We start from the raw sequence: 27,000 nt of genomic DNA, 5'->3' as shown, positions 1-27,000 counted from the left end.
GGCGCTCCTCCGTACGCTGGACGGATGCCGCGCCTGCGCCCTACCGAGCTGATCGCCGAGTGGTTCGGTCTCGACGCCGACTTCGAACGCACCCCGACCGACCCGGTCCTGTCGCGCCGGCATGACGTGTGGCTCGGTCTCGCCCTCGTCGTGCTGGCCGTGGGCGGCTCCGAGCTGGCGCGCTCGGCCGGGATCATCGAGGCGGGGACGCCCGCGTGGCTCGTGGCCGTGCTGTCGGCGGCCGGGGCGCTGCCCCTCGTCGTGCGCCGCCGGTATCCCCTGACGGTCCTCGTGGTCGTCTACGCGCACTTCCTGGTGGTGGGCCTCACGGTCCCGACGATCCCGATGACGGTGGTGCTCCAGGCGGTCTACTTCGTCGCGCTGTACTCGGCCGTCGCCTGGGCGCGGGACCGCCAGGCGATGGTGGTCGTCGTCGGGGTCTGCCTGTTGGCGATGTTCACCTGGCTCCTGTGGGAGATCGCCGTGGGCTCGGGACTGCAGCAGGCCGCCGAGTCGCAGGGACTCCTCGACGAGCCGCCCGGCTCCGTCGACCCGATCGTCGCCATGGTCGCCAACGTGTGGCTGATCAACATCGCGTACTTCCTCGGTGCGATCGCGATCGGCCAGGTGTCCTGGAACGCCGCGCGGCGTCGCCGCCAGCTCGGCGAGCAGACCGCCACGATCGAACGGCAGTCCGCCGAGCTGCAGCGGCGCGCCGTCGTCTCGGACCGGCTGCGCATCGCCCGGGAGCTGCACGACGTCGTCGCCCACCACGTCTCGGTCATCGGCATCCAGGCCGCGGCGGCCCGCCGGCTGCTGGCGAAGGGCGACACCGCCGCGCAGGACCCCGGGGTGCCGCTGGCGGTGATCGAGTCCGCCTCCCGGGAGGCGGTGACCCAGATGCGGGGGCTCGTGGGGACCCTGCGGGACACCGGCACCGACGCGGCCGGTGCCGACGACACCGGCGGGCGCTCGCCCGGGCCGGGGCTGCCGGACATCCCCGCGCTGGCCGCCGCCGAGGACGGGCTGGACGTCGCCTACGCGCTGGTCGCGGAACCCTCCGGGGCGGAGGCCGACGTCCCCGCCCCGCTGGCGTTGAGTCTCTACCGGACGGTCCAGGAGGGACTGGCCAACGTGCGCAAGCACTCGACGGCTCGGAGGGCGTCCGTCACGGTCCGGGTGGACCGCCGGGACGGCGGCGGGACCGGTGCCTCGGCGGGCTTCGCGGAGGTCGAGGTGCTCGACGACGGTCGCGCACGGCCGGGGTCGTCCGGCACCGGGCTGGGGCTCGTCGGGCTCCGGGAGCGCGTCGCCGCCCACCACGGAGTGGCCGAGATCGGCCCGCGGGTGACCGGCGGCTACCGGGTGCGCGTGCGGCTCCCCCTCCCGGAGGACGCGTCGTGACCTCGGTGCTGCTCGTGGACGACCAGCGGCTGGTGCGGTCGGGATTCCGGCTCATCCTGGCCCTCGAGGACGACCTGGACGTCGTCGGGGAGGCAGGGGACGGCATCGACGCCGTGGCGGCGGCCCGCGAGCTGCGTCCCGACGTCGTGCTCATGGACGTCCAGATGCCGGTGATGGACGGGATCGAGGCGACCCGCCGGATCGTCGCGGAGGACCTCTCCCGCGTGCTGGTGCTCACGACGTTCGACGACGACGCCTACGTCTTCGACGCCCTGGCCGCCGGTGCGTCGGGGTTCCTGCTCAAGAACGCCGACGCCGACCATCTCGTGGAGGCCGTGCGCACCGTCGCCGACGGCCACGGGCTGCTGTCGCCGCAGGTGACGCGGCGGGTCGTGGAGCGGATGGTGGCCCGGGGCGCCGCCGGCCCGGCGCAGGCACCGGCCGTCCGGGACGCCGTCACGCCGCCGTCGGCCCCGGGTCTGGACCGGTTGACGGCCCGGGAGCACGAGGTGCTGGTGCAGGTGGGGCGCGGGCTGTCCAACGCGGAGATCGCCGCCGAGCTGTACCTGGGCGAGGCGACCGTCAAGACCCACGTGTCCAACGTGCTGTCCAAGCTCCACCTGCGCGACCGGGTCCAGGCGGTCGTCTACGTCCACCGGCACGGTCTGCAGGACGGGCCGGATCCGGCGTAGTGGACGGTCAGCCATCAGCCGGTGATGCCTGACCTTCCGCGTCGTCGCCGAGGGCCGTGCGTGGGTGACGACGTGCCCGGTCAGCGCTCCGGAGGCGACGGCTGGCCAGGGCCGTCGTCGACCGGCAGCTGTCCCGTCACCTCGGCAGGACGAAGCGATGGTCCGTCGGGACCCGGTGCGGGTGCCAGCCCTCCGCGGCCAGGAGTCGGGCCACTTCCCGGGCGACGGTGCCGTTCCAGGCCTCACGCCCCGTGTACCGGCGGACCAGGGACCGCCGTCCGACGATCCGGTTCTGACGGATCCGGTCGGCGACGAGGGCCTCCGGCCCGGTGTGGGCATCACGCCCGTCGATCTCGACCAGCAGCGCGCTCCCGTCGGGAAGCAGCCACGCCAGGTCGACGCGGGCCACGACCCGCCCGGACTCCCCGACCAGCCGCAGCTGCAGGGCGTCCGGCGCGACGCCGGCGTCGGCGCAGCTCAGGCGTGCCCAGGTCTCGGCCGGCGACTCGGCGCGCGGGTCGCACTCGTCCCACCAGGGCCGGCGCGCGGCCGACCCGGCGAGGTCGCCGGACTTCTCCCGGGCGCGGTCCAGGAGAGCGCGTGAGACGAGACCTCGGTGGCCCGCCGAGTCCATCATCGCGACGGCGCGGTACCTCGGCAGCGTCGGGACCGCGTGGGCCAGGGCGTCCTCCGGCAGGGCGCAGGCGATGCCGTCGACCTCCGCCCAGCGACGGAGCCGCAGCCGACGGACACGGACGGGGCCGGGGCCGCGGCGTGCGGACCCGTCCGGGACCGTGACCTCCGACCGGACCTCGACCGGTGCCCCCTGGACGCCGTGCAGGACCAGCGCGGCGACACCGGTGGCCACGGTGCCGGGGCACGCCAGCGGGCCGAGCAGGGCGGCCCGTCGACGCGCGCGGTCGAGGCGGTCCCGTCCCGGCTCCCCGGGGACTCCGGTGTCGTACACGCCCCGGACCGGGCGGCGCCAGCGCCCCTGGGCGACCAGGCGCGCCGCCTGCTGACGGGTGATGCCGGACGACCTGCACTGGTCGGTCGAGAGCAGTCCCTCCTGCCGGGCCGCGATCCGTCGAGCACGCTGCGGGACGACCAGCGGGGGTGACGGCATCGCCCCAGCAGACCAGGTGGAAGGAATCGCCGGGCACGTCGTCCACAGGATGTGACCACCCCGACGTGCTCGGTCACGCATCCATCGCCGATCGATGACCGCGGACGACGTCGCCGACGACGCGGCGATCTCGCCCGCACGACGGAGGCGCGCAGGTCCTCCTCACGGCGGATCCGCGACCGGCACCGCGCCCGTAGCGTGAGTCGCATGTCCACACTCGAGGTCAGGGACCTGACCAGAACCTTCGGCGACCTGCGCGCGGTCGACGGCGTCTCCTTCGCCGCCCGTGGCGGGATGCTCACGGGGTTCGTCGGTTCGAACGGCGCCGGCAAGACGTCCACGATGCGGATGATGATGGGGGTCCTCGCCACCACCTCCGGGGAGGTGCTGTTCGACGGCGACCCCGTCACCCGGGCCGACCGCCGCACCTTCGGCTACATGCCCGAGGAACGCGGCCTCTACCCGAAGCAGCCGGCGCTGGACCAGCTCGTCTACCTCGCGCGGCTGCGCGGCATCCCGGCCGCCACGGCGCGCGCCGAGGCCCTGGAGCACCTGGACCGCCTCGGCCTGGCCGACCGCGCCAAGGACCACGTGGAGAAGCTGAGCCTCGGCAACCAGCAGCGTGTCCAGATCACGGCGGCGCTCATGGGCCGGCCGCGGGCGCTGATCCTCGACGAGCCGTTCTCCGGGCTCGACCCCGCGGCCGTGGACGACATGGTCGACCTGCTGCGCGGGCACACCGCACGGGGGGTGCCGGTGCTGTTCAGCTCCCACCAGCTCGACCTCGTCGAGCGGCTGTGCGAGCGGCTCGTCATCCTGCGCGGCGGCCGGGTCGTGGCGGACGGGACCCCCGCCGAGCTGCAGGAGACGGGCACCGTGCGGCACCGGCTGGTGCTCGGCGGCGACGCCGGCTGGGTCCGGGGCGTGCCGGGTGTGCACGCCGTCGACGTGGACGGCGCGACGGCGCTGCTGGAGCTCGCCGACGAGGAGGCGGCCCGGCGTCTGCTCGCCGCGGCGGTCGAGCGGGGCACCGTGCGCGAGCTCTCCCCGGTCCGCCCGTCCCTGGCCCAGATCTACCGCGAGGTGACCTCATGACCATGTCCACGCAGCAACCGACACGCCTCGCCGCGGACTCGTCGCCCGGACGGCCGGACGAGGGCACCCGGGGCGCCTGGCGACTGGTGATGCAGCGCGAGATCGTCACCCGCGCGATGAACCGGGCCTTCGTCGTCGGCCTCGTCGTCTCGCTCGTCGTCATCGTCGCTCTCGCGGCGTTCTTCGCCTGGCAGGCCAACCGGGTCGACACCACCACCGTCGCGGTGAGCAGCGACGACACCGCCGCCGTCACGGCGGTGACGTCCGCCGGCGAGCTGGCCGCCGGCGAGGGCGGGAACGACGAGATCGACGTCCTCGAGGTGGCCGACGCGGACGCGGCACGGAGGGCGCTCGCCGCCGGTGACGCCGACGCCTGGCTGCATCCGGGCGACGACGGCTGGGTGCTCGCCGGCCAGGGTGAGCCGGGCGGGTCCGTGGAGCGGTTCGTGGCCGCCGCCGTCGAGCAGCAGGTGGTGGCGGCGAACGCCGAGGCGGCCGGCACCTCGGTGACGGAGCTGTCGGCCGGCGCCGAGCTGACCACCGAGGCCCTGAAACCCGACGCCGTCGGTGAGCAGGCGCTCTTCTTCGCGACCCTCGCGCTGTCGTTCCTGTTCTTCGCGGGGGCGATCACCTCGGGCAACATGATCGCCAGCTCCGTGGTCGAGGAGAAGCAGTCCCGACTCGTGGAGATCATCGCCACCGCGATCCCGCTGCGTCAGCTGCTGGCCGGCAAGATCCTGGGCAGCTCGGTCATCGCCGTGGGTCAGAACCTGCTGTTCGCGGGGATCGGCCTGGTCGCGGTCTCGGCGAGCCCCGTCTCGATGGCGCTGCCGGCGCTGTCGACGTCGCTGATCTGGTTCGTCGTGTTCTTCACGGTCGGGTTCCTGGCGCTGGCGGCCCTGTACGCGGTCGCCGGGGCCCTGGCCAGCCGCGCCGAGGACCTGCAGTACACGGCCACGCCGATGACCTTCCTGGTGATGGGCGTCTACTTCGTGACGTTCTCCGCCTCGGGCGCGTTCCTCACCGTGCTGTCGTACGTGCCGATCGCGTCGGTGGTGGCGATGCCGGCCCGGGTGCTGGCGCGGGACGCGGCGTGGTGGGAACCGGTGGTCTCGCTGGTGCTCCTGGCCGGGTTCGCCGCGGCGGCGTTGCTGGTCTCCGAGCGGGCGTTCCGCGGGTCGCTGCTGCAGACGGGTGGCCGGGTGTCCTGGCGGCAGGCGCTGCGCCCGCAGAACTAGTCAAGGGGTTCTCTTGAGGCGATCGTGACGGATAGATTGCCGGGTATGTCCCCACCGCCTGACCGCGTCCGGTTCGATCTCGTCGCCGACGACGACGGCGGTCCCGGGGACGGCGGAGCGACGGCCGACGCCGGACCGGACAGCGAGCACGCCGTGCCCGGCTGGTTCGGCCGGCACGTCGGCGGTCCGGTCCGCGCACGCTGGCGGGCGACACCTCGTCGGCTGCAGGTCGGGATCGTCGGCGTGACGACCGTCGCCGTCGTCGGGGCGGCGGCCGGGATCGCAGCGTTCGACGCCCGGGCCGACGCCGCGCACGCGGAGCACATGGCCGCGATGCCGGGCGGGGTCGCGGACCTCTCCGCGCCGCTGCACGAGACGTGGCGGGTGGAGACCGACGACGGTGTCCTGGCGGTGCTCCCGGACGGTGTCGTCGCCACCCGCGACGGGGCCGACGTGCTCGGGGTCGACGGCGCCACGGGCGACGAGGTGTGGCGCCACGAGCTGGGCGCGCTCGCCGAGTGCGGCTCGAGAACGACCGGAGCCGCGGTCACGCCGTCGGAGACGCTCGTGTGCGTGCACGGCGCGGGCGAACGCACCGCGACCGTGCTGGACGCCACGGGCGTGGTGCTCGGGGAACGCGACCTGGGCTTCGCCAACTGGGGTCGCGAGATCTGGGACCTGGACGCACCGCAGATCCTCCCGGCGCAGGACGGGACGATCGCCGTGCTCGAACGCGCGACGCACGGTCTGGCGCTCGACCCGACCGACCCCGTCGCGGAGCTGGCGCGGGCCCGCTCCGAGGGGCACTGGCAGGACCCGACGGTCCGGGTCGAGGACGCCCTGACCGGGCAGGTCCGGGGCGAGGCGACGCTCGAGCTCCGCACCGCCGAGGACCTGGCGGGCTGTGCCACGAGCGACGGCCCGGACGGCAGCTCGACGCTCCACGTGGCGCCCACCCTCTGGGTCTGGGGCGGGGAGGTCCACCTCTCGGTGTGTCGGGAGTCCGTCGCGCTGAGCCCCGACGGCGAGCGGTCCGAGCCCGTGCGGTATCCGTCGGTCGACGGAGGGTTCCTGCAGCCCGTCGAGGGCGGGACGCGTGTGGTGGACGCCTCGGGCGACGTCGAACGCACCATCCCCGGAGCCGTCCTCGAGACGGCCGTCGTGGACGGCACGACCGGGCCGCGACTCGTCCTGGTCGAGGAGGGACGTCTGGCGGGCGTGGGCGACGGCGACCGGCTGTGGACGGCCGACGCCGAGGAGGTCCGGGTCCACAGCTACCTGGCACGTGCCGACGGGGTCGCCGTGCTGCTGTTCGACGACGGCGCGGTGTCGGCCGTCGACCTCGGGACGGGTGACGTCCGGTGGACCCGCGACGACCTGTCGCCCGGTGACCACGGCGGGGTGCACGGCGCCGCCACCGACGGCTCGATCGCGCTGCTGACCGTCACCGGCGGCCCGCAGACCGATCTCGTCGCGGTCGACCTCGACGACGGCCGGACGGTGTGGAGCACCACCGTGGACGCCCGCTACGGCAGCGTCTCCGTCGTGGCCGGGCGACCCGTCCTCGTCGACGCGACGGGCAGCGGCTTCGTCGAGACGGTCGACGGGGTGCAGGTCGAGACCGCCGACGCCGCACTGGTCGGCCTGTCGCCGTAGGGTCTGCGGGCCGGCGGCCGAGCGGCCGGCGGCGGGAGCCTGCTGCTGCGGCGGTAGATTGCAGGGTATGCCGCGACGGCCCGATCCCGTGCAGATCGACCTCGCCCCGGACGAGGGCGAGGAGGACGACGGCGGCCGCGGACCGGGTGTCGACGGGTCGACCCGGGGGGCCGCGCCGGGCGGGCCGGGCTGGTTCCGGCGGCACGTGGCCGGCCCGCTCGGGGCGCGGTGGCGGGCCGCGTCGCCCCGGCTCCGTGTCGGGGCCGTCGGCGTCACGGCGCTCGCCGTGCTCGGGACGGCGGCCGGGGTCGCGGTCACCGACAGCCGGGCCGACGCCGCGCACGCGGCGCACATGGCGACGATGCCGGGCGGTGTCGCCGACCTCTCCACCCCGCTGCGCGAGGTCTGGCGGGTCGCGACCGACGACGGTGTCCTCGCGGTGCTGCCCGACGGGGTCGTCGTCACGCGCGCGGACTCCGAGCTCCTCGCGGTCGACACGACGACCGGTGACGAGGTGTGGCGGCACGCCCTGGGCGAGCAGCCGCGGTGCGGACCGCGGCCGACGTTCCCCGTGGAGTTCGTGGAACCCGTGGACCGTCTCGTCTGCCTCGAGGGGGCGCCCGCACGCCGGGCCGTCGTCGTCGACGCCGCCGGGCAGGTGCAGGGGCGCCGCGACCTGGGCCTGGTCAACGACCGCACGCTCGAGACGTGGACCGCCGGGGCGCCGCGGGTCGAACCGGGTCCGGACGGGTCCGTGGCGGTCGGGGCGCGGTCGGCGGCCCTCCTCACGGTCGACGACGCCGACGAGGCCGCGACGCGGCTCGCCGCGGTCCAGCAGTCCGAGGACTGGCAGGACCCCGTCCTGCGGCTCCAGGACGCGGCGTCCGGTGCCGAGCGGGCGCGGGTCCCCGTGGAGCTGCGCACCGCCGCCGAGCTGCGGGCCTGCGGTCTCGCGTCCGGCCCCGAGGGGCAGGACCTCATCTCGATCCACACGTCCGTCCTGACGACGTCCTCCACGGTCCGCCTCGCGGTGTGCGGCAGCAGCACGGCGATGCTCCCGGACGGGTCGACGGTGGACGGTCTGGCCCTGCCGTCGGTGGACGGGGGCTGGAACCTGTTCGAGGGCGGCGGCACCCGGCTGACGGACGCGAGCGGGCGGGGCGACGTCGTCGTCCGCGGCTACGTCTTCGAGCCGATGGCCGTCGACAGCAGGACGGGGCCGCTGTTCGCCCGCTCCCGGGGAGGTCTCACCGCCTACGACTCCACCGGCCAGGAGGTCTGGTCCGCCGACGTCGGCACGGTGCACGGCGTGCTGGCGCGGGCCGGGGGGACGGTCGTGGCCCAGGTCGGGTCGGACGCCGGCCTCGTCGGGATCGACGTCGCCACGGGTGCGGTGCGCTGGGCCCGGGACGACCTGCGCACGACCGGCGCCGGACCGCGCGGGGGAGGCGTCGTCACCGACGGCACCCTGGTGCTGCTCCCCGCCGTCGGCGCGGACGGGTCGGCGGGCCTGCTCGCCCTCGACCTCGCGGACGGCACCACCCGCTGGCACACGGACGCGGTCGGCACGGTCCGGGTCGCGGCCATCGGTGGCAGCGTCGTGCGGACGGCCGACGACGCGATCGTCGGCCTGGCGAGCTAGGGTCGCGCGCATGGGCCGTCAGCGCGGGGGCGAGGTCGTCACCTTCGACGTGTCCCACGACGCCGCGGACCCCGACGCCACCGGGCACCCGGACGGCGGCCCGGCACCCGGTCGGACCGGACGCGCCGTCCGGGCGGTCGAACGGTGGCGCCGGGCGGGTCGCCGCCAGCGCCGCACCGCGCTCGGGATCGCGGCCGTCGCCGTCCTCGTGCTCACCGGGGGCGCAGTGGCGGCCGGCGCCCTGGCCGACCACGTCGAGACCGACCGCCTGCGCACCGCACCGGGTGGTGTGCTCTCCCTGGACGGCGCGCTGACCGAGGTCTGGCACGCCGACGTCGACGGTCTCGCGACGGTGCTGCCCGACGGCGGTCTCGCCGTGGTCAGAGGTGCTGACCTGGTGGCTCTCGAGGTCGCCACCGGCGCCGAGCGCTGGCGCACCACCCTCGACGACAGGCTCGAGTGCGGCCCGCGTCCCCGGCTCGGCAGCGGCGTCGAGTGGACGATCCCGGTCGGGACCGTCACGTGCGTGCACGGCAGCGACGGCGCGCGCGCCGTCACGGTGCTGGACGCCGACGGGGACGTCGTCGGGCGGCGGGACCTGGACGACGACCGCTACGGCGGGCCGCTGCGCGCGGTCGCCCCCGCGGCGCACGGCGGGCTGCTCGTCGCGGAGCACGACAGCGACCTGCCCGCCCAGGTGACGTTCGCCTCGCGGAGGCAGGTGTTTGCCGAGCTCCTCCGTCCGGGGCTCGAGCCGGGGTCGACGCAGGTCCGGCTGGAGGACGCCCTGACCGGGGAGCGGCGCCAGACCCTGGACCTGGCCGCGCTGTCCGACGTCGTCGTCAGTGACTGCTACGACCTCGGCGCCGACGGGCGCAGCGGGGACGCGGTGCCCGGGCCGGGGGGTCGGGCCGTGCTGGACCTCGGCGTCCTGCTGGGCACCCCGTCGATGGTCGCCTTCGACGGGTGCGCCGTCGACGGGGGTGCCACGTACGACGGGGTGCCGCTGGGGTACGCCACGGACCGGAGCACCTGGCCGGACGACCCCGTCCGCCAGCCCGCCCCGGGTGACCGGTTCGTCGTCCCGCAGGGGTCCGGCACGATCGTGCAGACCGACGACGGCACCCCGGTGCTGGAGCTCCCGGACCTGCGGGTGGAGGTCCCGGCGACCGACGGCAGCAGCGGGTCCGGCCAGGTCGCCGTCGGCACCGACCGGGTCGTCGCCCTCGCCGACGACGGGACCCAGCGGTGGGAGGCCGCGATGGACGACCCGCAGGTGCTGGTGCGGACCGCCGACGTCGTCGTGGCGGGCGGCTGGAACCTGCTGGCCGCCTACGACCCGGCCGACGGGTCGGAGCTGTGGAGCCTGGCGCCCGACGCCGGCCCGCGGCGGTACGTGCTGTCGGCGACCACGGACGGGGAGCGGATGACCGGTGTGCTGCTGGAGTTCCCCGCCACGGGGCCGGCCACGTTCTCGCTGTTCACGATCGACCTGCGCACCGGCCGGGAGGTCGCCCCGCGGGTCCCGCTCGGGGACGGGCGGCTCGGGGAGACGGGACAGCTCGTCGCGGTCGACGGCCACCTGCTGGTCCCCGAGTTCGCCGACCGCGAGGCCATGACCGCCGGGCCGGGCAGCGCGGTGGTGGGTCTCACCGTCCTCGCCCCCGAGGGGGTGTGAGCGGCATGGCGGCACGACCCGACGGCCCCGTGGTGGCGTTCGACGTGTCCGCCGACGGGGACGAGGCGGGGCGACCCCCGGGCGGCGAGCCGCGTCCGCCGGACCGGCCGGAGTGGTGGACCCGGGCGGCCGCGTGGTGGCGAGCGGCCTCGCGCCGCCGACGCCGGGCCGCGGTCGTGGCGGTCGGCGGTGCCCTGCTGGCCGTCGCGGGGGCGTCCGTCGTCGGTCTGCAGCTGGCCGAGCAGGTCCGGGCGGACCGGCTGCGGGCCGCCCCCGGCGGCGTGGTGTCCCTGCACGGTGATCTCGGCGAGGCGTGGAGCACCGAGGCCTCCGCCGTGGTCGCGGTGCTGGCCGACGGGGGTCTCGCGTTCGTCGACGGTGAGGACGTCGTCGTCCGGGACGTCGCCGACGGCACCGAACGATGGCGTGCCGATCTCGGACCGGAGCCGGAGTGCGGCCCGCGCCCCCGCCTGAGCAGCGGTGTCGAGTGGACGATGACGACCGACCTCGTGACCTGCCTGCACGGCACCGCGGGCGCGCGGACGGTCACGGTGCTCGACGCCACCGGTGCACAGGTGGGGGAGCGGACGCTCGACCCGCAGCCGAGCCCCGAGGCCGGGGTGTTCGTGGCGCCCGCAGCCGCCGGCGGGCTCGCCGTGGTCGAGCACGAGATCGACCTGCCGGAACCGCGGACGGTGGAGAACTCGTCGGCGCCACGGGTGGTCGCGGGGATCGACCCCGAGGGTCTGGGCCCGGCGACGCTGCGCGTGGAGGACGCCCTCACCGGTGCCGTGCGGGCCGAGAGCACGGCGGAACGGTGGCCGCAGTCCCTGCAGGACTGCGTCGTCCTCACGGCCGACGCCGCGGGACGACCCCGTCCGGCGACCACGCGGATCGAGCTGAAGGGAGTCCGCGAACCGATCGCGACACCGTCGGTCGTGGGATACCAGATGTGCCAGGGCGGTACGGGGATGGCCACGGACGGTACGCCGCTGGGCGTCACCGACGTGGCCGGTGTCGCGTTCGCCGACCTGCCGTCCGGAGAGCTCGTCGAGCCGTTCCCGGGGGGTGGCTTCGTGGTGTCCCGGCGTCTCGCCGGTGCCGGGTTGGTGGCCGACGACGGCGCGGGGCCGGCCCTCGCCCCCGACAGCAGGGTGCAGGCACCCGCGGCGCAGGTGGGGACGGCGGACCCCGCGGTGATCGCCACCCGGGGCAGCACCGTCGTCGGGCTGGCGTCGGACGGGGAGACGCGCTGGGAGACCGAGCTCGAGGGCCGTGCCCGGGTGCTCGCCCGCGCCGCGGGGGTCACCGTGGTGTCCACCGACGTGTCCACCGACCTGGTGGCCCTGGACGACGGGGACGGGGCGGAGCGGTGGCGCATCGACATGGTCCATCCCGCACCGGACGGTCGCTGGGTGTGGCCGACGTCGGCCGTCACCGACGGCGAGCGCGTCACGGTCGCGCTGATGGAGGGCATCGACGCAGGTCCCACGTGGCCCGGCAGCCTCCTCACGGTCGATCTCACCAGCGGCGACGCGCACCGCACGGGCCTGGACCTGGACGGTCTGCCGTGGGTCACCGCCGTGGACGGGCACCTGCTGCTGCACGAGGTCCGTCAGGACGGTCCCTTCTTCCGGGCCTGGCCCGAGATCATCTCGGTCAGAGTGCTCGAACAGCGGTAACGTCGAGAGGTGGGGCGACGACGAGGTGCCCCCGAGGGGGCGTTCACGTTCGACCTCGTTCCTGACGGGTCCGAGGCCGGTCGTGAACCTGCGTTCCAGGAGGCCGCGGACCCCGGTGAGTCCGCCGGCGCAGTCCCGGGACCGGCGTCGGGAGCCCGACGGCGGTGGTCCGGCCGGGCGCGGCGGGTGCGCTGGGTCGGGGTCCTGGGCCTGGTGGGGGTGCTGGCCGCCGTGGTGCTCGTCGACGGGGCCGCAGACCGCTGGCGTGGTGATGACCTGCGTGCGGCGGCCGGCGGGGTGACGGACCTCTCGGGCCCGCCCTTCGAGGCCTGGAGCCTGAACGAGGACATCGGCGGGCTCGGGCTGAGCGGCGGGCTCGTCGCCATGCAGGGCGAGGTGGTCGCGGTGCACCGGCACGACGAGCTGGTGGGCATCGACCTGGCGACCGGGCGACCGCGGTGGACGGTCCAGCTCGACGAGGCCGACGGGAGCTGCGGACCGGGGATGGCCGTCTGGGGCGACACGATCGACGTCCGCCCCGCCGAGCTGGTGGTCTGCGTGGCCCAGGAGATCGACGGGGAGGCGCACGTCACCGTCGTCGAGGACGACGGCAGCGTGCTGGTGCGCCGCACCGTCGAGGGCGACCACGACCTCGTGGTGCCGGGTCCCCGCGGCACGGTGGTGTCGGCGACGTGGGTGGGCGACCCCGAGGACGTGGACGTGGACCTGCGCGGCGACCCGCTGACCAACCTGACCGTGATCGGGGAGATCGACGACGGCTACGACCTGGAGCTGAGCGCCGCGGATGCCGTCACCGGTGAGGAGCGCTGGGTCACGACGGTGCCGTTCGGGCAGGTGCGCGACCGGACGCAGTGCGTGTCGTGGGACGTCGGCGGGCGCAACGCCCGGGTCGACCGGCGTGCCACGCTCGACCACGCGGTCGGCCGGGAGCTCATCGGCGTCGCGGGCTGCGGGATCCTGGCCTACCTCACGCCCGAGGGCAAGCGCCTCGACGTCCCGGACGTCGCGTCCGACGACGACGACGTCGTGCGGCGGGTCCGGCCGCTCGCGGACGGGGGGTACGTCGTCTCGAGCGGGGTGTGGAACCGACCGGCCCTGGAGCACGACGTCCTGGGTGCCGACGGGGAGCACCTGTACTCGGTCGAGGGGCGGGTCCTGGACCCCCTGTCCACGGTCGGTGGTGACGCCGACGAGCTGCTGGTCGCCTACGCCGCGCGGACCATCGCGCTGGACCGCACCGGGGAGGAGCTGTGGCGGGCGGACATCAACGCCGAGCGCCTGCTGGCCCGTACCGACGACGTGGCGGTCGTGCTCGACAGCCTGGACCGCGTCGTCGGCCTGGGGCGCGAGGACGGCGCCGTGCGCTGGGTCCGGGACGACCTCGTCGTCCAGTACTCGGCGCTGGTCGGCGGTGGCCGGAGCGGCGAGCTGGAGGCCGCCTTCACCGACGGCACGGTCGTGGCCGTCGTCGTGCCGACCTACACCGGCGAACGGGTGCTGGCGCGGTGGAACGCCGTGGACGCGGCGACCGGCGAGGACCTGTGGTCCACCGAGCTCTCCTCGGACGGCTGGGGCCTGGACCTGGCCGCCGCGGGTCACCTCCTGCGGTGGTCACCCCGCGGGCTGACCGGCTACGCGACCGGGTCCTGAGCACGGCGCCGCCGGGCCGCCGCCCGTCCGGGCGGACGGAGCGGACGGCCCGGCCGCCGTCGTGCCGGCACCCCGGCGGCCTGCGGGTCAGGTGGTCTTGACCTCCCCGCGCTGCACGCGCCAGGTGCCGAGCGCCAGGGGCAGGCCGACCCAGATCGCCGCCGACGTCGCGAGCTGCGCCCACTCGGTGCCGCCCAGCGACCCGCCCGTGATCAGCGGGACGGAGGACGTGGAGAGGTCGAGCCAGGGCCACACGTCGGACCAGGAGGTCAGGAGCATCGTGATCGCCCCGACGATGGAGGGCACCGCGAGGTACACCACGATCGCGGCCGGGGTGCTCTGCAGCGCCAGGCCGAACGCGACGCCCTGGACCATCCACAGCACGATCATCAGGGCCATGCCGGCCGTCATCGCGCCGAGTCCCCAGTCCGGCGAGGCGTCGCGCAGCATGACCACCCCGACGTGGGCGACAGCGGCGATCCCCACCGCCACGACGAAGAACGCCAGCCCGGAGCCGACGGCGGTCAGCAGCTTGGCCCCGACGACGCGTCCGCGGCGTGGCTCGAGCGTGAACGTGGTCAGCGCCGTGCGCTGCGACCACTCGGCCGTCGTGGCCAGGATGGCGACGATCGGCAGCAGCATGGCCAGGGGCGTGGAGGTGGTCGAGACGAACGTCTCGAACGACACGTCGCCGTCACCGACCAGGGCCGTCACGGTGACGACGCCGGCCGTCAGCAGCGCGATGATGACGAACAGCCACCGCACGGCCCGGGTGTCGAGCTGCTTGCGCCACTCGACCAGCGTCAGGCGGGAGAAGGGGACGGGGCGGATCTCGGCCGCGGTGCGGGCACCGGTGCGGCGGGTGGTCCGGGTCTGGTCGACGGCGGTCATGCCGACACCTCCTCTCGGGCGTCCGCGGCGGTGAGCTCGAGGAACAGCTCCTCCAGCCCGCGGGAGTCGGCGGGGCGCAGCTCGGTCACGAGGACCCCCGCGCCAGCAGCGGTCCGTGCCACGGTCTCGGCGTCCGCCGCGACGGACAGCCCGCCGTGGACGCCCGCCTCGACGTCGACGCCGGCGCGGCGCAGCTCGGTGGCCAGGGCCTGGTCGTCCAGCGAGCGGACCACCACGCCGGCCGCGCGGAGCAGCTCGTCCTTGGTGCCCTCGGCCACGACCCGGCCGCGGCCGATGACGACGAGCCGGTCGGCGACCTGCTCGATCTCGGACAGCAGGTGGCTGGACAGCAGCACGGTGCCCCCGTCGCGCGCGAAGTCGCGCAGCAGGTCACGCATCCAGCGGATGCCGGCGGGGTCGAGGCCGTTGGCGGGCTCGTCGAGGATCAGGACGTCGGGGTCCCCGAGCAGCGCGGTCGCGAGGCCGAGCCGCTGCCGCATCCCCAGGGAGTAGGTGCGTACCCGGCGTCCGGCCTCGGCGGGGGTGAGCCCCACGGTGTCGAGGACCTCGTCGACGCGCCGACGCTCCACCCCGGTCAGCAGGGCGGCCAGCACCAGCGTCTCGCGGCCGGTGCGCCCGGCGTGCTGGGCGGAGGCGTCCAGCAGGACGCCGACCCGGCGGCCAGGGTTGGCGAGCGCGGCGAAGGGCTTGCCGAGGATCCGTGCCGCCCCGCTCGTGGGCGGGGTCAGGCCCGTCATCATGCGCATGGCGGTGGACTTGCCGGCGCCGTTCGGGCCGAGGAATCCGGTCACGAGGCCCGGTTCGGCGGTGAACGACACGTCGTCCACGGCCAGGACGGGCCCGTACCTCTTGGTCAGGTGCTCCACGGTGATCATGGCCCCACCCTCGCGCGCGGCGCCGGAGCAGCACATCGCCCGTGGGGAGGGTACGTGTCGTCCCGTGGGAGGGTTCGGGCTCATCCCTTCGGCTGATGCCCCGGCGTCCCCGGTGTGCCTAGGCTCGTGGGGTGCCCGCCCCGCCCGTCGACCCCTACCGGTACTCCTCGGCCGACCGCCCGGCATCGGGGGTCGCGGGACCGGCCCCGACCGCGCCGCCGACCGCTGCGCGGTGGCGCCGCGTGTGGGGCGAGGCCTGGCGGCTGCTGGCGGCCTTCGCGGTGAGCATGCTCGTCGCCGGCACGGTCGCGTGGGAGGTGGAGACCGGCCAGCGCGAGTCCACGCCCGACCTCCTCGCCCTGGACATCTCCGTGGGACTGCTCTGCTTCGGTCTGGTGCTGCTGCGCCGCCGGTTCCCGACGACCGTCGCGCTGCTGATCGCGGCGGCGTCGACGGTCTCGGTGTTCTCCTCGGGTCCCCTGGCGCTCGCGGTGGTCTCGCTCGCGACGCACCGGCGCTGGTGGCGCATCGGCCTGGTCGGGGCGGTGTTCGTCGTGGGTGGGTGGGTCTACGGGGTGCTGTACCCGGTCGGCGACGGCATGACCTGGGTCTTCGACGTCGGCAGCGGCATCGGTGCGTACGCGCTGATGATCTGGATCGGCGCGTACGTCGGGTTGCGGCGGGAGCACCTCGCCGAGCTGCACGAGCGGGTGGCGACGGCGGAACGCGAGCAGGCGAGCCGGGTCGCCCAGGCGCGGGCGAACGAGCGGGCGCGGATCGCGCGGGAGATGCACGACGTGCTCGCCCACCGCATGTCCCTGGTGGCGATGCACGCCGGCGCGCTCGCGTATCGCAGCGACCTGCCACCGGAGAAGGTCGCCGAGACCGCGGGACTGGTCCGGGACAGCGCCCACGAGGCGCTCGGCGAGCTGCGCGAGGTGCTCGGGGTGCTGCGCGGGCTGGACGGGCCCGGCGCTCCCGGGCAGGCCGGTGGCACCCCAGGGGTACCGGTCGACCGGCCCGAGAGACCGCAGCCGACGCTCGCCGACGTGGCGGACCTGGCGCGGGCGACCGGGGAGGCGGGGACGGCCGTCCGGGTCGTCGACGAGACGGACGAGGCCGCCCGGTTGCCGACCACGACGTCGCGCACCGCCTACCGGATCGTGCAGGAGGCGCTGACCAACGCGCGCAAGCACGCGGCGCACATGCCGGCGACGGTCCTGCTGCGGGGTGGTCCCGGCCGGGGACTGTCCATCACGGTGTCGAACCCGACGCCGGCGACGGAACCTGCGACCGCTGCCGACATCCCGCCGTCGGGCCTCGGGCTGCTCGGTCTGGTCGAGCGGGCCGAGCTCGCGGGCGGTTCCCTCACGACGCACGAGGCTGACGGCGGGTTCACCGTGCGGGCCTGGCTACCGTGGTCGTCATGACCGACACGATCTCGGTGGTGGTGGTGGACGACGACCCCCTGGTGCGAGCCGGGTTGGGGCTGATCCTCGGCGGAGCGCCCGAGGTGCGCGTCGTCGGGGACGCGGACGACGGGGACGCGGGGGTCGAGCTGGTGCGACGGGTCCGGCCCGACGTGGTGCTGATGGACATCCGCATGCCTCGCGTCGACGGGATCGAGGCGACGCGGCAGCTGGCCGCGGCCGACGCGATGCCGCGGGTGATCGTGCTGACCACGTTCGACACGGACGACATGGTGCTGCGTGCGCTGCGCGCCGGAGCGGCGGGGTTCCTGCTCAAGGACACGCCACCGGACCAGCTGGTCGCCGCGGTGCGGGCGGCTGCGGCCGGCGAGCCGACGCTGTCGCCGTCGGTGGCGGCCCAGCTCATCGACCAGGTCTCGGGGGGTGCGGCCGCGGAGTCGGAGGCCGGCCGCCGGGCGGCGCGACGCCGGCTGGAGACGCTCACCGACCGGGAGCGCGAGGTCGCCGCGGAGCTGGCCCGGGGGCTGTCCAACGCCGAGATCGCCGGTGAGCTGTACCTGAGCGTGCCCACGGTGAAGACGCACGTCTCGCGGATCCTCGACAAGCTGGCGGCGGGGAACCGGGTGCAGGCAGCCATCGCCGTGCACGACGCCGGACTCGCCCCGTAGCCCGTCAGAGGTCTCGTCTCCTCGAATCCCCGGCTCGACCCGGTTCGCCGTCGCCGGCGGGTTGTCGTTCTGCGTGGTGTCAGCAGGGCCTGAGTCGTGACGTCCGCGCGGTCGCGGATCACGCATGGCGTGAGAGTCACGCAGTGCGTGATCCCGGCACGCTGCGATGTCCGATGGAGCGCCGGGCTCACACCCCCGAACAAGACATCCCTCTGCTCGCGGGCTGCCGGGACCGGCGACCGGTCTGCCGAACCGACCTACCAGGCCTGGATGCCGCGGGGCCGGGGCGCCTCGGTGACCAGGTCGACGACGCGACAGCCGAAGAGCTGGGCCAGCGTCCCGATCTCGTCCAGGGACCAGGCGACCCGGCCGCGGAATCGTGCCGAGACCGCCGTCCGTGACAGTCCGACGGCGGCCGCGAGGTCCTGCTGGGACATGCCACGACGGGCCGTCTCGAGCCGGATGGCGCCGGCGGCCACCATCGCGAGCCCGTCGTGCGCGACGCGGGGCGGGAGCCGACGGCGCGGCGGACGGGCGAGCTCGAGATCACCGTCGGGTCCTGCTTCGGCGTCGTCGAGGTCGACCATCGGCTCCAGGTCAGGGGGTGGCACGGGAAGACGTCGCATCGGGTCAGGGTGGACGGGTGCCATCGCACCGGTCGTCCGTCGTCCCCGACGGCGCGGGCGGACCGTCACTGTCCACAGGTCGTGCGTCGTGCTCGGGGCCGCTCATGGAGCGCGGAGGCGCTCGTGACGCTCAGAGGCGCTCGCGCAGCCAGGTGATGTCGGTCCCGACGTCGCCCTTCGTCTCGCACACCACGGGTGCCCCGGCGGCACGGATCACCGCGAGCAGCAGCTCCTCCGGGATCTCGCCCGCCCCGAAGTTCGTGTGCCGGTCCGCCCCGGACCCGGCGGCGTCGCGGGAGTCGTTGGCGTGCACGAGGTCGATGCGGCCGGTGATCGACCGGATGTCGTCCACCACACTGGACAGGTCGAGCCCGCCGGCCCAGGCGTGGCAGGTGTCGAGCGTGAACCCCACCTCGACGTCGCTGTCGGCCTGCTGCACCGCGGCCCAGAGCTGCTCGATCCGGTCGAGCCGGCGCGCCATCGAGTGGTCGCCCCCGGCCGTGTTCTCGATCAGCACCGGCACGTCGGTGTCCAGCGCCTCGATCGCCTTGCGCCAGTTGTCGAAGCCCTTGGCCGGGTCGTCCTGCGCGGTGACGTGGCCGCCGTGCACGACGACGCCCTTCGCCCCGATCTCCCCGGCCCCGGTCATGATCTGCTGCAGGAGCTTGCGGCTCGGGATCCGGATGCGGTTGTTCGTCGAGGCCACGTTGATGACGTAGGGGGCGTGCACGACGACGTCGACACCGGCCTCCGCCGTCGCGGTCCGGAAGGCCTCGGCCCCGCCCGGGTACTCCAGCGGCGGCACCTTCCACGCCTGCGGGTCGGACAGGAACACCTGCACGACGTCGGCGCCCATGGTGCGGGCCTCGGTCACGGCGTCGGCGAGGCCGACGTGGGCACCGATCTTCACGCTCATGGTCACCACCCTAGGCGGGCGGTCCGACGACGGGGTGCGATCTGGGCCCCCACCAGCATCGACGCGGGCGTCTCACGACGCTAGGTTGGCGCTGACGGTCGATCGCCACGGAGGAGTTCCGATGGATATGTCGTACGCGCTGGCCCTGCTCCTCGTGCTCGGCGCCCTGGCGGTGGTGGCCGCGGTGGTGCTGGTCATCGTCCTGGTGGCGCGGGGTGCCGACCGGTCGTCCGCGACCTCGAGCGGTGCGTCGCTCGAGGACCGGCTGGCGGAGGTGGACAGGCTCCACGAGGCCGGCCGGGAGCGTCACCGCACCGGTCAGTACCCGCCACCGCCCTCGGTGACGGCGGACCCGTCCGGGGCCACGACCCACCAGACGTCGTTGACCCCCTGGCCGGAGACCTCGCCCGGGGCGGCGTCGTTGGCGAACAGGTACACGGGACGGCCGTCCAGGGTCACCTGGAGCTCGCCGTCGTTGCCGGTGATGGTGCCGACCTCCGCGGTCACGCCCTCGACCTCGGGCTCCTCGGACCCGGCGTGCACCGGGGGCCACGCGGCCAGGCAGTCGCCCTCGCACGCGCTCGTCCCGGAACCCGGCTCGTCGTTGTCGAAGAAGTAGACGGTCATTCCCACGCCGTCGACGACGATCTCGCCCAGCTCGCTGTCGGCGGTGCCGAGCACCGGCCCCATGGAGTCGTCGTCCATGTCCTCGGACTCCGACTCCATGTCCTCGGACTCCGTGTCCTCGGACTCCATGTCGTCGGACTCGGTCGCCTCCTCCTCGCCGGTCGTCGCCTCGGTCGCCGTCTCCTGCGCAGCGGGCTCCTCCTGCGTGGAACACGCCGTCACGGCGGCGAGCGCCGCGACGGCCGAGATCGCCACCGTGGTCGTCCTGGTGATGCGTCGCATGGTCACTCCTCGTGTCGGTCCGTCACCCCGTACGACGGGACCGACCGCTCCGGGGTTCACCGTGGGGTGAACCTCCGGGGGCCGTGTCCCGTCGTACGGGGTACGGGCGCGTCGGGGGCCGGCGGCCCGTCCAGGGCGAGACGAGGAGGTGGGCAGCGTGCGGGCAGGGGCCACGGCGGCGATCGTCGCCGGAGCGGTGGTCGTGGTGGGCGCGACGGCGGTGATCGCGGGCCCGGGACTGTACGCGGACTGGGCCAACCGGTCGGCGGCGGACGCCCCGTCGGTCACCAGCACGGCGACGGAGGTCGACCCGGCCGACCTGGACGGCGAGTGGACGGTCGCGACCGGGTCGTTCGCGGGCTACCGCGTGCACGAGGTCCTGCGCGGTGAGGACGTGACGGTCACCGGGCGTACGGACCCGGCGTCGTCGGACGTGACGGGCACGGTGACGGTCGCCGACGGCAGCGTCACGGCTGCCGAGGTGGTCGTGCGGGTCGAGGCGATCGCCACCGACCAGGCGCCGCGGGACGCGTACTTCCGCGCTAGCGTCATGGACGTGGACACGTTCCCGACGGCCACCTTCGAGCTCACGACGCCCGTGGTGCTCGACCCGGGCGGGCGCGACGTCGAGCTGACCGGTGACCTCACGCTGCGCGACGTGACCCGGGAGGTCACCGTCCCCGCGCAGGTCGCCGCCTCCACCGACGGTGCGCAGGTGGCGGGCAGCGTCCCGGTGACCTTCACCGACTTCGGCATCGAGGCGCCGTCGCTCGGCTTCGTGGAGGTGGACGAGGAGGGGGCCGTCGAGTTCTCCCTCGAGCTGGTCCCGGCGGGGTGACGTCCGTGGCCACCGATGACCAGCTCCTCACGGCGATCCACACCGAGCACGCCGCGGACCTCCACCGGTACGTGACCCGGCTGGTGCGCGACCCCGGCGAGGCCCAGGACGTCGTCCAGGAGGCGCTGCTGCGGCTGTGGAGGCATCCCGACGTGCTCGAGCGCCCCGAGGAGTCGGTCCGTGCCTGGTTGTTCACGGTCGCGCGGCACCTCGTCGTCGACCAGGCCCGCAGCGCGCGTCGTCGCCGCGAGCGCACGACCGACCAGGTGCCCGAGATCCCGGAGCCGGACGCGACCCAGGCGGTGCTGGACGCCTGGCTGGTCGCCGACGCGCTGTCCGGGCTCTCCGCGGACCATCGTGCCGTCGTCGTCGGCGCCTACTACGGCGGCCGCACCGTGGCGGAGCTGGCCGTCGAGCACGGCGTGCCGCCGGGCACCGTCAAGTCGCGCCTGCACTACGCGTTGCGTGCCCTGCGGCTCGCCCTGCAGGAGAGAGGAGTGACGTCATGACCGCCTCTGGCGGACGGACCGGGTCGCCGCCGGACCCCTACGTCGAGTGGGACGCCGCCTACGTCCTGGGTTCCCTGGGCCCGGCGGAGCGGCGCGAGTTCGAGGCGCACCTGGCCGGCTGCGCCGACTGCCGGGCCGCCGTCGCCGAGCTCGCCGGGATGCCCGGTCTGCTGGCGGGACTCCCCGCCGGCGAGGCCGTCGCGCAGCTCGAGGACGGCGCCGCGGCCGACGGTGACGCCGTGCCGATCACGGCGCTGGCCCGCCGCGCCCGCCGGTCCCGCCTGCGCCGCCGGTCCGTCGGGGCGGTGGCGGCCGCCGCGCTCGCCGTGGCCGGGGTGCTGACCGGCCTGACCCTCGACGCGGCGCCGCCCGACGGGGGAGCGGTCGTGGAGGCGGCGGACGTCGAGGTCCGGCTCGCCCCGGTGGGCTCGGCCGACGTCACGGCCTCGGTGGCGGCCACCTCCCGGCCCTGGGGAACCCTGCTGCACTGGAGCTGCGAGTACCCGGCGGTGGCCGGGTCCTACGGGGACCTGTCCTACGAGCTCGTGCTCGTGGACAGCTCCGGGGCGCGCCAGGTCGTGGCGACGTGGGCGGCCGTCGGGGAGTCGGCCCGTGGCCTGCAGGCGTCGTCGGCGCTGCCGCTGGAGGACGTCGTGCGGGTCGAGATCGCCGTCGCCGGGCGCCCCGACCCGCTCGCCTCGGCCGACGTCTGACGACCCCCGTCCCTCGCGACCGCCTGGCGGACGCCAACTATGTCCCAAGCGAGGTTCCGCTTAGTCTGAAGCGCGTGAGCGACAACTACGGACACCAGAGCCCGACCACGGGCGCGATCGAGCGTGTGGTCGCCCGTCACGAGATGCCGGACCCGCTGCGTGACGACATCCGGCTGCTCGGCGGTCTCCTCGGGGACGTCCTGCGCGAGGCGGGCGGGCAGGACCTGCTCGACGACGTCGAGCGCCTGCGCGAGCTGACGATCCGCGCCTACGGCGTGGACGACGGCGGCGCCGCGCTGGCCGAGGCCTCGGACGTCGTCGCGGGGTACTCGCTGGAGCGGGCCGAGCAGGTCGCGCGCGCCTTCACGTGCTACTTCCACCTGGCCAACCTGGCCGAGGAGTACCACCGCGTGCGCGTGCTGCGGCAGCGCGAGGCCGAGTCCGGCGCGGCGATCGAGGAGTCGCTGCCGGCGGCCTTCACCCGGCTGACCGAGGAGGTCGGACGCGAGGAGGCGCTGCGCCGCCTGTCCGAGCTCGAGTTCCGGCCGGTGCTGACCGCCCACCCGACGGAGGCCCGTCGTCGGGCGGTGTCGGGCGCGGTCCGACGGATCTCCGACCTGTTGGCCGACCGCGACACCGTCGAGCTCGGCGGGACCTCGCGCTCGGAGAACGAGCGCCGGCTCATCGCCGAGATCGACACGATGTGGCGCACCTCGCCGATCCGCGCGTCGAAGCCGACGGTCCTCGACGAGGTCAAGACCGCCATGGGCGTCTTCGACGCCACGCTGTTCGAGATCTACCCCGAGGTCTACCGGCGCCTGGACGACTGGCTGCTCGACGGCGACGCCGGACGCACCGAGCCCCTCGCCAAGCCCTTCGTCTACCTGGGTTCCTGGATCGGCGGCGACCGCGACGGCAACCCGAACGTCACCGCCGAGGTGACCCGGCAGGCGGCCACGCTGGCCGCCGAGCACGCGCTGACCGCCCTGGAGCAGGCGGCACGGGCGACCGGGCGCAAGCTCACCCTCGAGGAGGCGACCACCCCGGCCTCCGACGGGCTCAAGGCGCTGTGGCAGCGGATGCGCCAGCTCTCGGAGGGGCTGGCCGCCCAGGCCGCCGCCGAGTCCCCGAACGAGCCGCACCGCGCCGCCGTGCTCGCGATCGCCGGCCGGATCGGCGCGACCCGCGCCCGCGACGCGGACCTCGCCTACCGCGAGCCGGCCGAGCTCGAGGCGGACCTGGCGATCGTGCAGAGCTCGCTGGTCGAGGCCGGTGCCAACCGGGCCGCGTACGGCGACCTGCAGCGACTGCTGTGGCAGGTGCAGAGCTTCGGGTTCCACCTGGCCGAGATCGAGGTGCGCCAGCACTCCCAGGTGCACGCCGCCGCTCTGGAGGAGATCCACGACAAGGGCGTGCACGGCGAGCTGTCGGACCGCACCCGCGAGGTGCTGGACACGTTCCGCGCCCTCGGTGCCGTGCAGAAGCGCTTCGGCCAGCGGGCCGCGCGCCGCTACATCGTGTCCTTCACCCAGGCGCCCGAGCACATGGCGGCTGTGTACGAGCTCGCCGCGCTGGCGTTCGACGGCGCCGACGACGCACCCGTCGTCGACGCGATCCCGCTGTTCGAGACCTTCGCCGACCTGGAGAACTCGGTCGACATCCTCGAAGCGATGCTCGAGATGCCGCAGGTGCAGCAGCGGCTGGCCGAGAACGGTCGCCGGGTGGAGGTCATGCTCGGCTACTCCGACTCGTCCAAGGACGTCGGTCCGGTCGCGGCGACATTGGCGCTGCACTCGGCGCAGTCGCGCATCGCGCAGTGGGCGCAGCGCCACGACATCACCCTGACGCTGTTCCACGGCCGGGGCGGTGCGCTCGGCCGCGGCGGCGGTCCGGCGAACCGCGCGGTGCTCGCGCAGCCGCCGCACTCGGTGGACGGCCGGTTCAAGCTCACCGAGCAGGGTGAGGTCATCCTGGCCCGCTACGGCAACCCGACGATCGCGGCCCGGCACATCGAGCAGGTGGCGGCGGCGACGCTGCTCGCCTCGGCCCCGTCGACCGAGAAGCGCAACGCGGAGGCCACCGAGCGGTTCTCCGAGCTCGCCGCGGCGCTCGACGCGACGTCGCGCGCCCGGTTCCACGAGCTCGTGCAGTCCGAGGGCTTCCCGCAGTGGTTCGCCGAGGTGACGCCGCTCGAGGAGGTCGGCCTGCTGCCGATCGGGTCGCGACCCGCCAAGCGTGGCCTGTCGGTCAACTCGCTGGACGACCTGCGAGCGATCCCGTGGGTGTTCTCGTGGTCGCAGGCGCGGATCAACCTCGCCGGCTGGTACGGCCTGGGCACGGCGCTGCGCGAGTACGGCGACCTGGACGAGCTCCGGGCCGCCTACCGCGAGTGGCCGCTGTTCACCACGCTGCTCGACAACATCGAGATGTCCCTGGCGAAGGCCGACGAGCGGATCGCCCGGATGTACCTCGACCTCGGCGACCGGGACGACCTGGCCGAGATGGTCCTGACCGAGATGCACCGCACCTACGAGTGGGTGCTCAAGGTGACCGGCAACCAGTGGCCGCTGGCCAGCCGCCGCGTGCTCGGGCGCGCCGTCCAGCTCCGCTCGCCGTACGTCGACGCGCTGTCGTTGCTGCAGGTCCGCGCGCTGCGGGCGCTGCGCACGCAGGGTGCCAGCGAGGGCCTGACGGTGGACGACGGCGAGTGGGTCGACGGCGGGTACAAGGACCGCTGGCGGCACCTGCTGCTGCTCACCGTCAACGGCGTCTCCGCGGGCCTGCAGAACACCGGCTGACCAGGCACGACACGGCTCCCGTCGGCGCTCCGGCGCCGGCGGGAGCCGTCGTGCGCCGCGGACCCGCCGGGGCCGTGCTCAGGCGGTGAGGATGCGGAAGGCCGCTCCGTCCGGGTCGGTGACCTCGGCCATGCGTCCGTAGGGCGTCACGACCGGCTCGCCGTGCACCGTCCCGCCGAGGTCGACCGCGCGCGCCGCCGCGGCGTCGACGTCGACGGCGCCGAGGTAGACCACCCAGGACGACCGGCCGTCGTCCCCGAGCGGCGCGGCGGCGTCGAAGAGCCCGGCCACGGCGGCGTCCCCCGCCCCGTGGGTCGCGTAGCGGAACGCGTCGTCGTCGGCCATCACGTGCACGTCCCAGCCGAGGGCGTCGCGGTAGAACGGCAACGCCGCCTCGTAGTCGCTGGTCCACAGCTCGAACCAGCACGGGGCGCCGGGTTCGGCCAGGCGGGTGAAGCCGGGGTGGCCCGCGGCCTGCCAGAACCCGATCGGCCCGCCGGTCGGGTCGGTGGCGAACAGGTAGCGGCCCATCCCCGGGACGTCCTGCGGCGGGACGTCGACGGTCCCCCCGAGCGCCCCGATGCGACCCGCGACGCCGTCGGCGTCCGTCGTCCACAGGTACACGTGCCAGCCCGGCGTCTGCTCGTCGGCCTGCAGGGGTGCGACCCCGGCGACGGGCGACCCGCCGTGGATGAACTGACCGTAGTGGCCGAAGTGCTCGCCGAGGTCCCGGTGCTCCCAGCCGAAGAGGCCGGTGTAGAAGGCGACCGCCGCGTCGAGGTCGTGGGTCGCCAGGTCCATCCAGCCGGGCGCTCCCTCGGGCAGGCTCTCCACAGCGGGCATCTGGCGGGCTCCGTTCCGGCGTGGTGGTGGACGGTCACAGACGATCACGCCTGCAGGGCGCTCACCACCCGGCGCACGCTCGAGCCGATGCCCCACCGCTCGGCCAGGGTCTCGAGGGTGTCGGGGTCGGCCGGTCCGTCCGGCAGGGCGTCGTCGAACGGCTCCAGCGGGGCGTCGTGGGCCACGCGCACGACGTCGGGGGCCACCGCGAGGTAGTCGGCCGCCGCGGCGATCTTCGTCCGCTGCGACGGCGTGACGCCCTTCTCCCCGGCGGCCGCGGCCGCGAGGATCCGGTCCAGCGTCCCGAACGTCGCGAGCAGCTTCGCGGCGGTCTTCTCCCCGATCCCGGCGACACCGGGCAGACCGTCGGAGGGGTCGCCGCGCAGCACCGCCATCTCGGCGTACGCGGTGCCGGTCGGCACGCCGTACTTCTCGGCCAGCCGGGCCTGGTCCACGACGTCCGGGTCGCGCACGCCGCGGGCCGGGTAGAGCACGGCCACCCCGGCGGCGTCGTCGACGAGCTGGAAGAGGTCACGGTCGCCGGTCACGATCCCGACCCGCGGCCCGTCGTCCTCGGGGTCCGCCGGGCGGGTGACCTCCCGGGCCACGAGCGTGCCGATGACGTCGTCGGCCTCGTAGCCGGGCGAGCCGACGCGAGCGATGCCGAGCGCGGCCAGCACGTCGACGATGACGGGGATCTGTGCGCGCAGGTCCTCGGGCATCTCCTCGACGTCAGGGCCTTCCTGGCGCAGCTCGGCGACGCGGTGCTCCTTGTAGCTGCCGATCGCCTCGACCCGGAACGCCGGACGCCAGTCGTCGTCCCAGCAGGCCACCACGCGGTCGGGCCGGTGCTCGGTGATCAGGAACGCGATCATGTCGAGCAGGCCGCGGACCGCGTTGACGGGCCGGCCGTCGGGGGAGCGCAGGGAGTCCGGCATGCCGAAGTAGGCGCGGAAGTACAGGGACGCGGTGTCGAGCAAGAGCAACTTCTCTGGTCGAGAGTCCATCTCGTCAGCGTATCCAGGCGAAGCACCGCCACCAGCGGCGGGTGTCGGCGATGATCGGCCGCCGGCGATCAG

23 protein-coding genes are annotated in these 27,000 nt (G+C 74.8%); 15 read left to right on the top strand and 8 right to left on the bottom strand.

Features of this window, described 5'->3' with window-relative positions; all coding sequences use genetic code 11:
- Nucleotides 1-24 precede the first annotated feature (24 nt).
- Together Q6349_RS14640 and Q6349_RS14635 are read left to right on the top strand one after the other, a co-directional pair.
- Nucleotides 25-1,404, top strand: a complete 1,380-nt coding sequence (locus tag Q6349_RS14640; protein WP_304604718.1) for a sensor histidine kinase — start codon at nucleotides 25-27, stop codon at nucleotides 1,402-1,404.
- Complete coding sequence (locus Q6349_RS14635) at nucleotides 1,401-2,096, top strand: response regulator transcription factor (protein ID WP_304604717.1); 696 nt, start codon at nucleotides 1,401-1,403, stop codon at nucleotides 2,094-2,096. Before Q6349_RS14640 ends, Q6349_RS14635 begins: the two co-directional genes overlap by 4 nt.
- Before the next feature lie 136 nt (nucleotides 2,097-2,232).
- On the opposite strand, the gene Q6349_RS14630 is transcribed toward Q6349_RS14635, so the two are convergent.
- A complete protein-coding gene (locus Q6349_RS14630) occupies nucleotides 2,233-3,222 on the bottom strand; it encodes a type IV toxin-antitoxin system AbiEi family antitoxin domain-containing protein (RefSeq protein WP_304604716.1) in 990 nt (329 codons plus the stop codon).
- Nucleotides 3,223-3,429: 207 nt separating this feature from the next.
- Between Q6349_RS14630 and Q6349_RS14625 the strand changes: the two genes are divergently transcribed.
- From Q6349_RS14625 to Q6349_RS14595, 7 genes are all read left to right on the top strand, one after another.
- Nucleotides 3,430-4,317, top strand: a complete 888-nt coding sequence (locus Q6349_RS14625; protein WP_304604715.1) for an ABC transporter ATP-binding protein — start codon at nucleotides 3,430-3,432, stop codon at nucleotides 4,315-4,317.
- Entirely contained in the window at nucleotides 4,314-5,555 is a 1,242-nt protein-coding gene (locus Q6349_RS14620; RefSeq protein WP_304604714.1) for an ABC transporter permease, read from the top strand. Before Q6349_RS14625 ends, Q6349_RS14620 begins: the two co-directional genes overlap by 4 nt.
- Nucleotides 5,556-5,600: 45 nt before the next feature.
- On the top strand, nucleotides 5,601-7,211 hold the full coding sequence (locus Q6349_RS14615; RefSeq protein WP_304604713.1) for a PQQ-binding-like beta-propeller repeat protein: 1,611 nt from the start codon (nucleotides 5,601-5,603) through the stop codon (nucleotides 7,209-7,211).
- A gap of 67 nt (nucleotides 7,212-7,278) precedes the next feature.
- On the top strand, nucleotides 7,279-8,853 hold the full coding sequence (locus tag Q6349_RS14610) for a PQQ-binding-like beta-propeller repeat protein (protein ID WP_304604712.1): 1,575 nt from the start codon (nucleotides 7,279-7,281) through the stop codon (nucleotides 8,851-8,853).
- A 10-nt stretch (nucleotides 8,854-8,863) separates the two neighbouring features.
- Complete coding sequence (locus tag Q6349_RS14605; RefSeq protein ID WP_304604711.1) at nucleotides 8,864-10,531, top strand: PQQ-binding-like beta-propeller repeat protein; 1,668 nt, start codon at nucleotides 8,864-8,866, stop codon at nucleotides 10,529-10,531.
- A gap of 5 nt (nucleotides 10,532-10,536) precedes the next feature.
- Complete coding sequence (locus Q6349_RS14600) at nucleotides 10,537-12,213, top strand: PQQ-binding-like beta-propeller repeat protein (protein ID WP_304604710.1); 1,677 nt, start codon at nucleotides 10,537-10,539, stop codon at nucleotides 12,211-12,213.
- 9 nt (nucleotides 12,214-12,222) lie between these two features.
- Entirely contained in the window at nucleotides 12,223-13,884 is a 1,662-nt protein-coding gene (locus tag Q6349_RS14595; RefSeq protein WP_304604709.1) for a PQQ-binding-like beta-propeller repeat protein, read from the top strand.
- A gap of 87 nt (nucleotides 13,885-13,971) precedes the next feature.
- On the opposite strand, the gene Q6349_RS14590 is transcribed toward Q6349_RS14595, so the two are convergent.
- Entirely contained in the window at nucleotides 13,972-14,775 is an 804-nt protein-coding gene (locus Q6349_RS14590) for an ABC transporter permease (protein WP_304604708.1), read from the bottom strand.
- Nucleotides 14,772-15,671: an ABC transporter ATP-binding protein gene (locus Q6349_RS14585; RefSeq protein ID WP_304604707.1), complete on the bottom strand. Its 900-nt coding sequence runs from the start codon at nucleotides 15,669-15,671 to the stop codon at nucleotides 14,772-14,774. The genes Q6349_RS14590 and Q6349_RS14585 overlap by 4 nt, the downstream gene beginning before the upstream one ends.
- A gap of 131 nt (nucleotides 15,672-15,802) precedes the next feature.
- Here Q6349_RS14585 and Q6349_RS14580 point away from each other — a divergent pair, with 131 nt between their 5' ends.
- Complete coding sequence (locus Q6349_RS14580; RefSeq protein ID WP_304604706.1) at nucleotides 15,803-17,101, top strand: sensor histidine kinase; 1,299 nt, start codon at nucleotides 15,803-15,805, stop codon at nucleotides 17,099-17,101.
- Nucleotides 17,098-17,769, top strand: coding sequence for a response regulator transcription factor (locus tag Q6349_RS14575; RefSeq protein WP_304604705.1), 672 nt, complete (start codon nucleotides 17,098-17,100; stop codon nucleotides 17,767-17,769). The genes Q6349_RS14580 and Q6349_RS14575 overlap by 4 nt, the downstream gene beginning before the upstream one ends.
- Before the next feature lie 257 nt (nucleotides 17,770-18,026).
- On the opposite strand, the gene Q6349_RS14570 is transcribed toward Q6349_RS14575, so the two are convergent.
- The 3 genes from Q6349_RS14570 to Q6349_RS14560 form a co-directional block, all read right to left on the bottom strand.
- Nucleotides 18,027-18,395: a helix-turn-helix transcriptional regulator gene (locus Q6349_RS14570; protein ID WP_304604704.1), complete on the bottom strand. Its 369-nt coding sequence runs from the start codon at nucleotides 18,393-18,395 to the stop codon at nucleotides 18,027-18,029.
- A gap of 130 nt (nucleotides 18,396-18,525) precedes the next feature.
- Nucleotides 18,526-19,311 (bottom strand): deoxyribonuclease IV, encoded by a 786-nt coding sequence (locus Q6349_RS14565; RefSeq protein WP_304604703.1) that lies wholly within the window; start codon nucleotides 19,309-19,311, stop codon nucleotides 18,526-18,528.
- Between the two features lie 318 nt (nucleotides 19,312-19,629).
- Nucleotides 19,630-20,220 carry a hypothetical protein gene (locus tag Q6349_RS14560; RefSeq protein WP_304604702.1) on the bottom strand — a complete coding sequence of 197 codons (591 nt, stop codon included), beginning with the start codon at nucleotides 20,218-20,220 and terminating at the stop codon, nucleotides 19,630-19,632.
- A 157-nt stretch (nucleotides 20,221-20,377) separates the two neighbouring features.
- Between Q6349_RS14560 and Q6349_RS14555 the strand changes: the two genes are divergently transcribed.
- From Q6349_RS14555 to Q6349_RS14540, 4 genes are all read left to right on the top strand, one after another.
- Nucleotides 20,378-21,058, top strand: a complete 681-nt coding sequence (locus Q6349_RS14555) for a YceI family protein (protein WP_304604701.1) — start codon at nucleotides 20,378-20,380, stop codon at nucleotides 21,056-21,058.
- Between the two features lie 5 nt (nucleotides 21,059-21,063).
- The gene (locus Q6349_RS14550; protein ID WP_171246200.1) at nucleotides 21,064-21,567 is read left to right on the top strand and encodes a sigma-70 family RNA polymerase sigma factor; all 504 of its coding nucleotides are present in this window, start codon (nucleotides 21,064-21,066) and stop codon (nucleotides 21,565-21,567) included.
- A complete protein-coding gene (locus Q6349_RS14545; RefSeq protein WP_304604700.1) occupies nucleotides 21,564-22,280 on the top strand; it encodes an anti-sigma factor in 717 nt (238 codons plus the stop codon). Before Q6349_RS14550 ends, Q6349_RS14545 begins: the two co-directional genes overlap by 4 nt.
- Nucleotides 22,281-22,423: 143 nt before the next feature.
- The gene (locus tag Q6349_RS14540) at nucleotides 22,424-25,078 is read left to right on the top strand and encodes a phosphoenolpyruvate carboxylase (protein ID WP_304604795.1); all 2,655 of its coding nucleotides are present in this window, start codon (nucleotides 22,424-22,426) and stop codon (nucleotides 25,076-25,078) included.
- 78 nt (nucleotides 25,079-25,156) lie between these two features.
- Here the strand turns inward: Q6349_RS14540 and Q6349_RS14535 are convergent, their stop codons facing one another.
- Together Q6349_RS14535 and Q6349_RS14530 are read right to left on the bottom strand one after the other, a co-directional pair.
- Nucleotides 25,157-25,921: a VOC family protein gene (locus tag Q6349_RS14535; RefSeq protein ID WP_304604699.1), complete on the bottom strand. Its 765-nt coding sequence runs from the start codon at nucleotides 25,919-25,921 to the stop codon at nucleotides 25,157-25,159.
- A gap of 44 nt (nucleotides 25,922-25,965) precedes the next feature.
- Nucleotides 25,966-26,928: a 5'-3' exonuclease gene (locus tag Q6349_RS14530; RefSeq protein WP_304604698.1), complete on the bottom strand. Its 963-nt coding sequence runs from the start codon at nucleotides 26,926-26,928 to the stop codon at nucleotides 25,966-25,968.
- Nucleotides 26,929-27,000 lie beyond the last annotated feature (72 nt).

It is taken from the genome of Isoptericola sp. 178 (assembly GCF_030586525.1).
Classification (GTDB): domain Bacteria; phylum Actinomycetota; class Actinomycetes; order Actinomycetales; family Cellulomonadaceae; genus Isoptericola; species Isoptericola sediminis.
Note: the sequence above shows the minus strand (reverse complement) of the source record. Positions and strands in the feature narration are given on the sequence as shown.